The organism is Flavobacterium sp. (genome assembly GCF_044368625.1).
In the GTDB taxonomy this organism is placed as follows: Bacteria; Bacteroidota; Bacteroidia; order Flavobacteriales; family Flavobacteriaceae; genus Flavobacterium.
Map to the genome: position 1 here is coordinate 1 of NZ_JBIPPD010000090.1, position 11,978 is coordinate 11,978.

The 11,978-nt window shown below is 35.3% G+C and carries 13 protein-coding genes and 1 pseudogene; 8 read left to right on the plus strand and 6 right to left on the minus strand.

Going from position 1 to position 11,978, the window contains the following annotated elements; genetic code table 11:
* Window positions 1-116, minus strand: a pseudogene (locus ACIQ2X_RS08425) (tRNA (guanosine(37)-N1)-methyltransferase TrmD); the annotation flags it as partial.
* Window positions 117-218: 102 nt separating this feature from the next.
* Entirely contained in the window at window positions 219-935 is a 717-nt protein-coding gene (locus tag ACIQ2X_RS08430; RefSeq protein WP_396178483.1) for a 3-ketoacyl-ACP reductase, read from the minus strand.
* A 408-nt stretch (window positions 936-1,343) separates the two neighbouring features.
* Here ACIQ2X_RS08430 and ACIQ2X_RS08435 point away from each other — a divergent pair, with 408 nt between their 5' ends.
* Both ACIQ2X_RS08435 and ACIQ2X_RS08440 read left to right on the plus strand, forming a co-directional pair.
* Complete coding sequence (locus ACIQ2X_RS08435; RefSeq protein WP_396178484.1) at window positions 1,344-2,276, plus strand: peptidylprolyl isomerase; 933 nt, start codon at window positions 1,344-1,346, stop codon at window positions 2,274-2,276.
* 180 nt (window positions 2,277-2,456) lie between these two features.
* The gene (locus tag ACIQ2X_RS08440; protein ID WP_396178485.1) at window positions 2,457-2,900 is read left to right on the plus strand and encodes a hypothetical protein; all 444 of its coding nucleotides are present in this window, start codon (window positions 2,457-2,459) and stop codon (window positions 2,898-2,900) included.
* Between the two features lie 92 nt (window positions 2,901-2,992).
* Here the strand turns inward: ACIQ2X_RS08440 and ACIQ2X_RS08445 are convergent, their stop codons facing one another.
* On the minus strand, window positions 2,993-3,547 hold the full coding sequence (locus tag ACIQ2X_RS08445) for a thioredoxin family protein (protein ID WP_396178486.1): 555 nt from the start codon (window positions 3,545-3,547) through the stop codon (window positions 2,993-2,995).
* Between the two features lie 77 nt (window positions 3,548-3,624).
* Between ACIQ2X_RS08445 and ACIQ2X_RS08450 the strand changes: the two genes are divergently transcribed.
* On the plus strand, window positions 3,625-3,972 hold the full coding sequence (locus ACIQ2X_RS08450) for a tRNA-binding protein (protein WP_396178487.1): 348 nt from the start codon (window positions 3,625-3,627) through the stop codon (window positions 3,970-3,972).
* Window positions 3,973-3,984: 12 nt separating this feature from the next.
* Here ACIQ2X_RS08450 and ACIQ2X_RS08455 read toward each other — a convergent pair whose 3' ends face one another.
* The 3 genes from ACIQ2X_RS08455 to ACIQ2X_RS08465 form a co-directional block, all read right to left on the minus strand.
* The gene (locus ACIQ2X_RS08455) at window positions 3,985-4,713 is read right to left on the minus strand and encodes a WG repeat-containing protein (protein WP_396178488.1); all 729 of its coding nucleotides are present in this window, start codon (window positions 4,711-4,713) and stop codon (window positions 3,985-3,987) included.
* Window positions 4,714-4,803: 90 nt separating this feature from the next.
* Window positions 4,804-5,190 carry a PUR family DNA/RNA-binding protein gene (locus ACIQ2X_RS08460; protein WP_396178489.1) on the minus strand — a complete coding sequence of 129 codons (387 nt, stop codon included), beginning with the start codon at window positions 5,188-5,190 and terminating at the stop codon, window positions 4,804-4,806.
* A 72-nt stretch (window positions 5,191-5,262) separates the two neighbouring features.
* Window positions 5,263-7,026 carry an ABC transporter ATP-binding protein gene (locus ACIQ2X_RS08465; protein ID WP_396178490.1) on the minus strand — a complete coding sequence of 588 codons (1,764 nt, stop codon included), beginning with the start codon at window positions 7,024-7,026 and terminating at the stop codon, window positions 5,263-5,265.
* Between the two features lie 198 nt (window positions 7,027-7,224).
* On the opposite strand from ACIQ2X_RS08465, the gene ACIQ2X_RS08470 reads away from it, so the two are divergent.
* The 5 genes from ACIQ2X_RS08470 (at window position 7,225) to ACIQ2X_RS08490 (ending at window position 11,785) form a co-directional block, all read left to right on the plus strand.
* Window positions 7,225-8,331, plus strand: coding sequence for a Glu/Leu/Phe/Val dehydrogenase (locus ACIQ2X_RS08470; protein ID WP_396178491.1), 1,107 nt, complete (start codon window positions 7,225-7,227; stop codon window positions 8,329-8,331).
* Window positions 8,332-8,447: 116 nt separating this feature from the next.
* Window positions 8,448-9,353: a transcription antitermination factor NusB gene (gene nusB, locus ACIQ2X_RS08475; protein ID WP_396178495.1), complete on the plus strand. Its 906-nt coding sequence runs from the start codon at window positions 8,448-8,450 to the stop codon at window positions 9,351-9,353.
* Window positions 9,354-9,365: 12 nt separating this feature from the next.
* On the plus strand, window positions 9,366-9,836 hold the full coding sequence (locus ACIQ2X_RS08480; RefSeq protein WP_396178492.1) for a DUF1573 domain-containing protein: 471 nt from the start codon (window positions 9,366-9,368) through the stop codon (window positions 9,834-9,836).
* A 25-nt stretch (window positions 9,837-9,861) separates the two neighbouring features.
* A complete protein-coding gene (gene yajC / locus ACIQ2X_RS08485; protein WP_396178493.1) occupies window positions 9,862-10,149 on the plus strand; it encodes a preprotein translocase subunit YajC in 288 nt (95 codons plus the stop codon).
* Between the two features lie 145 nt (window positions 10,150-10,294).
* Window positions 10,295-11,785, plus strand: a complete 1,491-nt coding sequence (locus tag ACIQ2X_RS08490) for an aminotransferase class V-fold PLP-dependent enzyme (RefSeq protein ID WP_396178494.1) — start codon at window positions 10,295-10,297, stop codon at window positions 11,783-11,785.
* Window positions 11,786-11,978 lie beyond the last annotated feature (193 nt).

Here is an 11,978-nt window from a genome sequence, read left to right on the forward strand (position 1 = left end):
CGTAAATTATGGAAATGCACTTCCACCAATCCTTTGTCAATCGCTCTTTTCATAATCGATGCTTCAAAAGGACTTCGCAATAATTCGGGTAAAATGGTAATGATATCTATTCGCATACTTCTAGTTTCAAGTGTCCAAAGGTACAAAGTTTAGTAGAGTTTCAGACATAAAAAAAGCGACTTGCATAGAAAGTCGCTTTTGAAACAAAGTATTTTCAGTTAAGGATTCGTAGACCATAACGAAGCTGATTTCAACATCGCTCTTCGTGGCAATTGCAACGCGCTTACAATGAGTTCGGCAAAATCTTCCGGTTGCAGTACTTTTTCAGGATTTCCATCGGTAATGCCTAAATCAAGAGCCATTTGTGAGGCGATTGTACTTGGCGTCAACGTACAAACACGAATGTTGTTTTTGCGAACTTCTTTCATTAACGATTCTGACAAACCAATTACGGCAAATTTGGATGCTGAATACGCCGAAGTTCCTGCGTTTCCGTTGATTCCTGCTGTAGACGAAACGTTGAAAATATCGCCTTGGTTGTTCTTAATTAAGTGAGGCAAAACTTCGCGCGTCACATAATACATTCCCATTACGTTGGTTTGAATCATTCCTTGCCAATCTTCGGGACTCATTTCTAGAAAGGTACCAAAAGCGGCAATTCCCGCATTATTTACTAAAATATCTAAAGAACCAAATTCTTTTATGATTGCTTCAATTCCCGCTTTAACTTCTTGGTGATTTCCGACATCAAATTTTGAATACGTAGCGTTTACACCCAAAGCTTTCAGTTCTGCCACTGTTTCTTGCAGGTTTTTTTCGTTTCTTCCTGTAATGGCTACGTCAATTCCTTCTTTGGCGAAAGCCAATGCTGTTGCTTTTCCTAAACCTGAACCACCACCTGTAATTATTGCTTTTTGACCTTTTAAATTTTCCATGTTTGTTTTTTATAAAAGCAAAATTATAGATTTTTTAAAAGAAAGACGCGTATTTAACGTAAGCTTATACTTGAAAACAGTTGTGGAGTAAGGCCTCGAAGGGGGAAGACTTCGAAGAGCAGGGTTGTTTATTTTCAACGCAATCTGAAGTAGTGCAATTTTTTGCGTTAGAGATCGAAGTGGAAATCCTTTTTTTTCTTTTTCAGAAAAAAAAGATTGCAACAAAGAGCTCGACCCGTAGGGAAACGCCCGAGTAATAAGATTTGGAGACGCTCTTAATTTAAGATAAAAGTAATCTTTTCAGCACAAATTTTTATTGATTTTAAAGCGTTGCAATATGAACTACGAGAATTAAAATGCCAAAATAAATTTGTAAATTTGCACCTTAATAAAAATAAAACAAATACGATGGAAAACGGAATATATGCTAAATTCAACACGCCAAAAGGTTCGATTTTAGTGAAATTAACGCACGATTTGACACCAGGAACAGTGGGTAATTTCGTAGCATTGGCAGAAGGAAATTTAGAAAATTCGGCGCGTCCACAAGGACAACCTTTTTACAACGGACTGAAATTTCACCGTGTGATTCCTGATTTTATGATTCAAGGCGGTTGTCCTCAAGGAACAGGAACAGGAAATCCAGGGTATAAATTTGACGATGAATTTCATCCATCCTTAAAGCACAATCGTCCAGGTGTTTTGGCAATGGCCAATTCTGGTCCAGGAACGAATGGTTCGCAGTTTTACATCACACACATTCCTACGGATTGGTTGGACAACAAACATACCGTTTTTGGTCACGTTGTAGAAGGTCAAGATACGGTAGATACGGTTGCTCAAGGCGATACATTAGAATCTGTGGAAATTGTAAGAGTAGGCGAGGAAGCTCAAAAGTGGAATGCGGTGGAAGCTTTTCGCGTTTTTGAAGGTTCAAGAGCGAAACGCGAAGCGGCTGAACGTGAAGCTGCTGAGGCAAAAATGGAAGAAATTGCAGCAGGTTTTGAAAAAACAGCGAGCGGTTTGCGTTACAAATTGATTAACAAAGGAAGCGGTAAAAAAGCAGAAGCGGGTAAAACAGTTTCGGTTCATTACACCGGACAATTGCCAGACGGTAAAGTGTTTGATTCTTCTTACCCAAGAAAAAAACCAATCGAATTTCCGTTAGGAAAAGGGCACGTTATTGCGGGTTGGGACGAAGGCATCGCATTATTGAGTGTGGGTGATAAAGCGCGTTTTGCTATTCCATCTCATTTGGCTTATGGTTCTGCAGGAGCAGGAGGAGTGATTCCGCCAAATGCTAATTTGATTTTTGATGTGGAATTAATGGATGTGAAATAAGCATTTGTTAATTAAAATACAATCCCAACGACTTCGTGTTGTTGGGATTTTTTAGTTTTAGGGAAATCCGTATCTTTCCAAAAAAATTACGCAATGCGAATACTTTAGTTCTTTTTCTTTGTCGGAATTTTCTCTGTCAATGCCCAACAACATTGTGGCTATGATTTTTCTTCCTTTTTTGTGCTACACATTCATGAAGAGGGAAGTAAAGAAAATATTCCCAATTTGAAAGTGACTTTGATTGATTTTTTTGGAAATGATTTGGTCAATACAGGAAACAAATACAGTTGGACAGATCGGGATAAAGTGATGCAGTTTTACGAAAATTATAAAATTGATGGAAAAGGAAAACGACTGACTGCTGAATCGTCCGAAGAGAAAATCAGATGGTATTTTCCGTATGCAAAAGCGACGTACATTATTTCGGTTACCAATGATTTTCCAATTGACGGCATCCGGGTTAAAATCGAGGACGTTTCTGAAAAGCCTGTTTACCAAACGCAAATTGTTCCTTTATTTGCTGCAAATTTATATGTTTTGTGTACTACTCAAGCCGCAAAAGCACAACAGTTTGGCGCTCGAATTAACAAACCTGTTGATGTGGTTTTGAAAAGGAGAGAGTAACTGTTTTATACCGTAAATTCACAAATTTATTTATTAGTTAGAAATTTAAAATTTGTGGTTGAAGTTTGCTAGTATTACTCCATTTCTAGTGCTTACTTCCATTTAATGCCACAACCCAAACTTGGTTTTTGTGGAAACGCAAACACTCGGTTGTAAATCACGCTGTCAATAGCATTTCTCAAATCACTACCGCTTGTTGGGATTCCATTTCCAGGTCGAGAATCGTCCATTTGGCCACGGTAAACGAGTTTGCTTTCAGAGTCAAACAGAAAAAAATCAGGCGTACAAGCGGCATCAAAGGCTTTGGCAACTTCCTGGGTTTGGTCAAATAAATAAGGAAACTCAAAATTATTTTGGAACGCAAATTCGGTCATCAATTCAGGCCCGTCTTGCGGATATTTTGCAACGTCATTACTTGATATAGCTGCCATTCCTAATCCTTGAACGCGGTAATCATTGGCAATCATAACCAATTCTTCTACAATATGATGCACAAACGGACAGTGATTGCAAATAAATACAATCAAAGTACCTTTATTACCTTTGAGTTCATCAAAAGTATAATGGTTATTGGAATTGGTATCTTTTAAATAAAAGGAAGGAGCCAAGGTTCCGAGGGGTAACATTCTGGAAGAAATTTGAGCCATGGGTTTTAATTTGAAGCTAAAAGTACTAAAAATAACGTTTAAAAGCTATATTTGAAAATCAAAAAACAAATGAATTTATGAAAAAAAAAGCAACAATAGCGTACACTGATTTTGAAAAAATTGATTTACGAGCGGGAACCATTATTCAAGTCAATGATTTTCCAGAAGCAAAAAATCCTGCTTATCAGTTGCACATTGATTTTGGTGCTGAAATAGGAATTTTAAAATCTTCGGCACAAATTACCAAACGGTATTCGAAAGAATATTTGTTAAACAGACAAATTGTAGCTGTTGTAAATTTTCCTAAAAAGCAAATCGGAAAATTCATGAGTGAATGCTTGTTACTTGGCTCTACAGGAGAAAATAATGATGTTGTACTTTTGTCATTAGAACAAGAAGTAAGCAACGGTTTGCGAATTAGTTAGAATTGAGGAGGCTTACTTGATTATTTCTCCTGTTTTGTTTATAAAATAAGGCGTATTACCTTTTTGTACTCTGGCTTTTCCATTTTTAAAATTATCTGCTTGGGTAAATTCTTGAAAAGGAATTATAATTTTCCCTGTGTTATCAAGATAGCCTGTAGTTCCGTTTACTTTCGTTAGTAAAGCAATGCCTTCACGGAAAATATTTGCATTCTGATACATACACGGAATGATTTCTGTACCACTTTTATTTATAAAACCCCACTTTTTGTTTCTACAAACTCTAGCAAGACCTGATTGATCATTGTCAAATTTATCGATGTGATCATAGAGTAAATCGGTAAGTTGATTTCCTTTTTTATCAATAATTCCACATTTATTATTTTTCTGAACGATTGCTATTCCATTTTTGAAATCATCTGCTAAGTCGTAAATAAAGGGAATTTTTATGTTGCCTTTTGTATCTAGATATCCACATTTTTTATCTTTTGTTGCAACAAGTAAACCGTCTTTTAAAAATCCTAGATTACTGTATACAATTGGAATAACTACTACACCTGTGCTATCAATTAAGCCATAAAAACCGGAATTAAAAATTCTAGAATGACCCTTGTAAAAATCACCAGCTTGATATATCTGATCATCGATTGTGAATGTGTTTTCGGTTGGATTATAGTTTCCTCTTTTTTCGGTTTGAGAAAACACAAAATGGCAACAAAGTAAAAAGACAAAAAGTAGTTTCATTTTTGAAAATCCTTAATTTGAAAAAAAAGTCTGATATTCAATTGAAGTTCAGACTTTTTATTAGTTATTTGGTTGGTTGTAATGTGCAATTTAAATGTCCTCGAAACGAAGATCTGTAAAACTATTCAACCTTGGTTCTTCGGGATGGATGGTTTCATCTTTTTCAGAAAAAAAATCTTTTTTGTAATCTCTTTGATGTCTTTCTGAAATTACCTCTTCGCCTTTATGATTCAAAACATACGAAGTCATTTCGTCTAATATTTCTGCGAAAGCGCTAAAATCTTCTTTGTACAAATAAATTTTATGTTTCTTGAAGTGAAACGAGCCGTCTTCTTCGGTAAACTTTTTGCTTTCTGTAATAGTAATATAGTAATCGTCTGCTTTGGTAGCTCTAACATCAAAGAAATAGGTTCTTCGTCCTGCTCTTAAAACTTTGGAAAAAATTTCTTCTTTTTCTGATATGTCATGTTCTCTCATATTCCTTTTCGGTAAATGTTTCATTGCTATTTGATATCCAAAAATCAGAAAAAAAAGTTAATTGACCAACAATTAAATCATTTCTTTTTCAGAAAGTTGTTTATTGTAAAGCGCTTTATAATAACCTTCTTGGATTATTAATTGATTGTGAGAACCTTCTTGAATTATTTCACCATCTTCTAAAACTATAATTTTATCTGCATTTTTTGCTGATGAAACGCGATGCGTTACAATGATAGTTGTTTTTTCTTTACAAAATTCAAGCAAATTATTCAAAATTAGTTCTTCTGTTTCCGTATCCACGGCAGATAATGAATCATCCAATAGTAGTATTTTAGGATTTTTAATAAGTGCGCGAGCTATGGAAACGCGCTGTTTTTGTCCACCCGAAAGTGTTATTCCTCTTTCGCCAAGAACGGTTTCATATTGCATACTGAAATTGATGATGTTGTCATGCACTACTGCTTTCTTTGCCGCTTCGAACACTTGTTCATCCGAGGCGTTTTCATTACCGAACTTAATATTGTTTTTTATCGAATCGGAAAATAAAAAAGCATCTTGCGGAACCACACCAATACTGTTTCTGAGGTCATACAAATTCAATTCGCGAATGTCAACTCCGTCAATAGTTATTTTACCTTGATTGACATCGTACAAACGGCTGATTAATGTTAACAAGGTCGATTTTCCTGAACCTGTTTTACCAATAATCGCTAGCGTTTTTCCTTTTTCTAATGAAAAGCTTACCTTTTTTAAGGCGACAATAGCGGTATCTTCGTACGTAAAGCCTACATTTTCAAACATCAATGTACCTGTTATTGGTGTTGATGCAATTGTGTTGTTTTGAATTTCGGGTACAATTTTCAAAAATTCGTTGATCCGCTTTTGAGACGCTTCGGCTTCTTGAATCATCGACGAAACCCAACCTAGAGAAGCTACTGGCCAAGTGAGCATGTTGACATATAAAATAAATTCAGCAATAATTCCAATACTCGAAATGGTACCATCAATGTACATCATTCCTCCAAAGTAAATCACTACCAAGTTGCTTACTCCGATTAAAGCCATCAATAAAGGACCAAAAAAGGAGTTGATTTTAGCTAAACTCATACTTTTCTTTCTGCTTTCTTCGGACAAATTTTCAACATTTAACTGTTGTTTTTCCTCTAACGAATAGGCTTTAATCACGCGAATTCCCGAAAAAATTTCTTGTGAAAAAGTGGATAAATTGGACAAGTTTTCCTGAAACAGCGTACTCCGTACATTTATTTCTTTACTTAATTTAAAAATGGTGTACGATAAAATCGGCAACGGAAGTAAGGTGTACAGGGTCAATTTTGGCGATACATTATACATATACGCAATTACAATTGTAAAACGAATTAATGTATTGATTGAATACATAACGGCTGGACCAACGTACATACGAACTTTTCCTACATCTTCACTGATGCGATTCATCAAGTCGCCGGTTCTGTTTTTTTTGTAAAAATTTTGCGTAAGCACTTCATAATGGCGGAAGACTTCATTTTTTAAATCAAATTCCACCAAGCGCGACATTACAATTAAGGTTTGACGCATTAAAAACGTCAACACTCCCGCAATTAAAGTGGTGATAACGATTAATATGATATTTTCGAGCAAATCACTGGCAACGGCAGATTTATCGACAACCGTATTAGAAGCCATCGATGCTTCGATTGATTGAAACGATTTACTGATTAATTTTGGTGTGAAAAGCATGAAAATCTGTGCGACAATCGTGATGATGAGACCAAATAAAAAACGGTATTTGTATTTTACAAAATATTTATTTAAATATTGGAGTTCCTTCATAAGATGAGAATTGGGAAGCGATTTTATATTGATAAAACGTTAAAATATTATATAAAATTGAATTATTGAAAATCGGATAAATGGGCTTAAAATTATTATATCACTAAAATAAAACAAATTTATTGCAATGTTTTGAATTAAACAGTAATTTTGCGTTGTCTTTTTAATAAAGTCATAAAATATTTAAATTTCACAACTATGATTATAGAAGTACTAAAACCAAGCGAATTACAGAAAGTTGATCCTGTTTTTGGACAAATTTCATTTGATAATCACGAACAAATCGTTTTTTGCAACGACAAAGATACTGGTTTAAAAGCAATAATTGGTATTCATAACACCGTTTTGGGACCTGCTTTGGGCGGAACTCGAATGTGGAATTATGCCAATGAGTGGGAAGCATTGAACGACGTTTTGAGGTTGTCTCGCGGTATGACTTTCAAATCAGCCATTTCAGGATTGAATCTTGGTGGTGGTAAAGCGGTAATCATCGGCGATTCTAAGGTGGATAAAACTCCTGAAATGATCAAGAAATTTGGTGAATATGTGAACTCATTAAGCGGAAGATACATTACTGCCGAAGATGTGGGTACTACGACTGAAGATATGGACAATATTAAAAGTGTAACCAACTTTGTGACTGGAATTTCTCAAAGCAAAGGCGGATCTGGTAATCCTTCTCCTGTTACAGCTTACGGTGTATATATGGGAATGAAAGCTGCAGCAAAGTTTCAGTTTGGTACCGATAACCTAAGCGGAAAGAAAATTTTAGTACAAGGTATTGGTCACGTTGGCGAAACTTTAGTACAACACTTAACAAACGAAGGAGCTTCTGTAATCATAACTGATTTAAATCAAGCGCGATTACTTGATGTTAGTACTAAATATGGCGCTACTATTTTTGGAGGTGAAGATATTTATAGTGCAGACGTGGATATCTACGCTCCTTGTGCTCTTGGTGCAACAATTAATGACGAGACCATTAACAAACTGAAAGCAAAAGTGATAGCGGGTGCTGCCAATAACCAGTTGGCGAACGATGCCATTCACGGTCAGATTTTAAGAGAAAAAGGCATTACGTATGCTCCTGATTTTCTTATTAATGCGGGTGGAATTATCAATGTGTATGCAGAAATCGTTGGTTATGACAGTGCCGAAGCTTTGCGAAGAACGGAGAATATCTACAATACAACATTAGAAATTTTAAATTTCGCGAGCGAAAACGGTATTACAACCCAAGATGCAGCAATGCGATTGGCTCAAAAACGTATCGACGAAAGAAAAAAAGAAATCGCTTCAAAATAAGAAGAATTTTCAAATATATTATTTATTTTTGCAAAGCGAAAGAACCCTCTTTCGCTTTGTTAATTTTATAAAAGTTCTTATCCGTGCTAAACAGAAGACATATCCGTGTGAAAGTAATGCAGTCCATCTATGCATTGCACCAAAGCCAATCTGGCGACCTTGAAAAAGAAGAAAAATTTTTGTTTTACAGTTTAGAAAATATTCAAGATTTGTACCTCGTTATGATTTCGACGCTTCTTGAATTGAAAAAAATGGAGGAGGTGTTTTTGCACAAATCGAGTTTGAAGCATTTGGTAACTTCAGAAGAACGAAATCCCAACAAGAAATTCATTAACAACAAGGTAATTCATTTATTATCAGAAAGTAATCACATCACTATCTCGTTGGAAAACCGAAAAATAGACAATTGGGAAATCCACGACGATTACATCCAACTCTTATTGCGTTTGATTAAAGAAAGTGATTTGTATGCCAAATACATGTCAACTCGCGACAATAATTTTGAAGAAGACAAACAATTTGTTCTGGATATTTTTACCGAAATTATTGTGCCTAACGAGAAATTGTACGATTATCTTGAAGATTCAAAGTTAACTTGGATTGACGATATTCCGTTAGTGAATACCGAAATTATCAAGCAGTTGAAAACCATCAAAGAACATGCTGAAATCCGAATGCCACGACTCTACAAAGATGTTGATGACAAGGATTTTGCCAAAAATTTGTTTCGAAAAACGGTTTTGAACGAAAAAGATTTGGCCAAACAATATCTGGACAAAACACCCAATTGGGATTCTGAACGGATTGCTGAAGTGGATACCATCATCTTGAAAATGGCGATTTGCGAATTTTTGAAATTTCCATCCATTCCCGTCAAAGTTACAATCAACGAATATTTAGAGGTAGCAAAAGAGTATTCTACCCCTAAAAGTAGTATTTTTATCAACGGAATTTTAGATAATCTAGTTAAGGAATATCAATCCAATAACACCTTATTGAAAACCGGTAGAGGTTTAATGTAAATTTAAAAAAGTATGAACTATAAATCAATTAGTTTAGTTGTTTTAGCAACATTAACAATGGTTTCTTGCAAAAAAGAAACAGCGAATGAACAAGTAGAAGGTACTAATACTATTCAAACCGCAGCGCCAGTTGGTACTGAGGAAACTCCAATAATGGATCCAAACGGAAAATTCGGCAAAATGGAATTTTCAAAATTAGAGCATGATTTTGGAACTATCCCAGGCGATAAAGTAGTAACAACCGTATTTACGTTTACCAATACGGGCGAAGCCAATTTGGTTATTTCCAAAGCAATGGGATCTTGTGGTTGTACCGTCCCAGATTATCCAAAAGAACCTATTGCACCAGGTCAAAAAGCCGATATTAAAGTTTCATTTGATCCAAAAGGAAAAAAAGGAATGCAAAATAAAACGGTTACTTTGACTACTAATACCGCATCAGGTATAGAAAAATTGGCTGTGAAAGCAAATATTGTTAATTAATTAATTTCAAATCAGAATAGAGAACATGGAAGACTTAATGAAATTTTTACCATACGTTTTAATGATCGGTGTATTTTACTTTTTAATGATTCGACCTCAACAAAAGCGTGCAAAAGCAGAACGTGAGTTTGAAAATCAGCTGAAAGTAGGGGATCGAATTATCACTAAAAGTGGAATTCACGGCAAGATTGCTGAATTAGCCGAAAAAACAATTGTAATCGAAACGATGTCGGGCAAACTTAAAATGGAACGTTCTTCCATTTCGATGGAGATGAGTGCCAAAATGAATGAAGTAGCCGTAACCAAAAAATAATACGAAATACAGTAATAAATCAAACCGAGTTGTACCACAGCTCGGTTTTTTTTACACATTTTTCTAAAAAATCGTGTAAATCCTCCATTGTAAAAGAAATATTTAGAAAATAAAGTACCTTTGTATGCATTAAATTTCTAAAATTATGATTTCAACCGAAACTACTTTTTCTATCGAATTAGAAACTCATTTTCAAAAATTCAGAAACAATATTATTGGTCTAAATCAAGAATTTACTTCGCCCTACGGTACTAAAAAAATTGTATATACCGATTGGACGGCAAGTGGTCGATTGTACCAACCCATAGAGCACAAGCTCTCAAATGGATTTGGCCCTTTTGTGGCCAACACCCATACTGAAACAACAGTTTCTGGCACAGCGATGACTATGGCATACCACCATGCTCGAAAAATTATCAAATCGCATCTAAATGCCAATGCAGACGATGTGCTGATAACTGATGGCACGGGAATGACGGGAGTAATCAATAAATTTCAGCGTATTTTAGGTCTAAAAATACCAGAAGATCTAAAAAGTTTTGTTGAAATTCCAGCAGCGAAAAAACCGATTGTTTTTATCACACACATGGAACACCATTCCAATCAAACCACTTGGCTGGAAACGATTGCCGATGTAGTCATTGTACCATCTTGCGAAAAAGGATTGTTTTGTTTAAATAATTTTGCAACACTTTTAGAACAATACAAAGAAAGGCAATTTAAAATTGCGTCTGTAACCGCTTGTTCTAATGTAACAGGAATTAAAACACCTTATCATGACATTGCTAAAATGATGCACCAGCATAACGGGCTTTGTTTTGTGGACTTCGCATGTTCTGGTCCTTATGTAAAAATTGACATGCATCCCGAAGATGCAGAGGCTTATTTAGATGCTATTTTCTTGTCTCCACACAAATTTTTAGGTGGCCCAGGAACTTCTGGTGTTTTGGTTTTTAATAAAAAATTATATAAAAATATGGTTCCCGACAATCCAGGTGGAGGAACTGTAAGTTGGACAAATCCTTGGGGAAAACACAAATACCTTGATAATATTGAAGAACGCGAAGATGGCGGAACACCAGGATTTTTGCAAGTAATTAAAACAGCTTTGGCAATTCAGCTGAAGGAAGAAATGGGTATCGACAATATTTTAAAAAGAGAACAAGAAATTGTCGATCAGGTTTTTGAAAATTTCGAAGCCGTTCCCAATTTGCACATTCTTGCAGAAGAGCACAAAAAAAGGTTGGGTGTAATCTCATTTTATATTGATGATATGCATTTTAATTTAGGTGTGAAAATTTTAAACGATCGTTTCGGAATTCAAACACGTGGCGGATGCAGTTGTGCCGGAACTTACGGACATTATTTGCTGCATGTAGACGAAGCCCAATCCAATGCATTGACTTCAAAAATTGATTCGGGCGACTTGATCCTAAAACCAGGTTGGATCAGAATGTCCATTCATCCGACAACAACAAACGAGGAAATTCAGTTTGTTACCGAATCCATAATTGCACTTGCCGAAAATCATCATCAATGGGCGAAAGATTATAAATACAATCCAGCAACCAACGAATTTTCGCACAAAGAAGCGACGCATTTTGAACACGACTTGGTAAAAAGTTGGTTTTTGTAAAAGTGTGTACTTGACCTTGTTTTAAAAAGTCGATCAAGGGGGTTGTATGCAATGTCTCAAGTTAAGTAGTCATTCCTTAAATATGTTATAACAATCTGTCTGTTAATAACTTGTATATAAAAATAGTAATAAAAAGCGAAGTTAAATTGCCAAAAAGAGTATATTTAGGTAAAAAAAAGTGGCAATATGTTAG

What these genes read in the sequence shown, in the direction of transcription:
- ACIQ2X_RS08435 (WP_396178484.1), top strand. Translation starts at nt 1,344, where the DNA reads ATGGAAAACGGAATATATGCTAAATTCAACACGCCAAAAGGTTCGATT.
- ACIQ2X_RS08480 (WP_396178492.1), top strand. Translation starts at nt 9,366, where the DNA reads ATGAACTATAAATCAATTAGTTTAGTTGTTTTAGCAACATTAACAATG.
- nusB (WP_396178495.1), top strand. Translation starts at nt 8,448, where the DNA reads ATGCAGTCCATCTATGCATTGCACCAAAGCCAATCTGGCGACCTTGAA.
- ACIQ2X_RS08430 (WP_396178483.1), bottom strand. Translation starts at nt 935, where the DNA reads ATGGAAAATTTAAAAGGTCAAAAAGCAATAATTACAGGTGGTGGTTCA.
- ACIQ2X_RS08460 (WP_396178489.1), bottom strand. Translation starts at nt 5,190, where the DNA reads ATGAGAGAACATGACATATCAGAAAAAGAAGAAATTTTTTCCAAAGTT.
- ACIQ2X_RS08490 (WP_396178494.1), top strand. Translation starts at nt 10,295, where the DNA reads ATGATTTCAACCGAAACTACTTTTTCTATCGAATTAGAAACTCATTTT.
- ACIQ2X_RS08455 (WP_396178488.1), bottom strand. Translation starts at nt 4,713, where the DNA reads ATGAAACTACTTTTTGTCTTTTTACTTTGTTGCCATTTTGTGTTTTCT.
- ACIQ2X_RS08470 (WP_396178491.1), top strand. Translation starts at nt 7,225, where the DNA reads ATGATTATAGAAGTACTAAAACCAAGCGAATTACAGAAAGTTGATCCT.
- ACIQ2X_RS08465 (WP_396178490.1), bottom strand. Translation starts at nt 7,026, where the DNA reads ATGAAGGAACTCCAATATTTAAATAAATATTTTGTAAAATACAAATAC.
- yajC (WP_396178493.1), top strand. Translation starts at nt 9,862, where the DNA reads ATGGAAGACTTAATGAAATTTTTACCATACGTTTTAATGATCGGTGTA.
- ACIQ2X_RS08445 (WP_396178486.1), bottom strand. Translation starts at nt 3,547, where the DNA reads ATGGCTCAAATTTCTTCCAGAATGTTACCCCTCGGAACCTTGGCTCCT.
- ACIQ2X_RS08450 (WP_396178487.1), top strand. Translation starts at nt 3,625, where the DNA reads ATGAAAAAAAAAGCAACAATAGCGTACACTGATTTTGAAAAAATTGAT.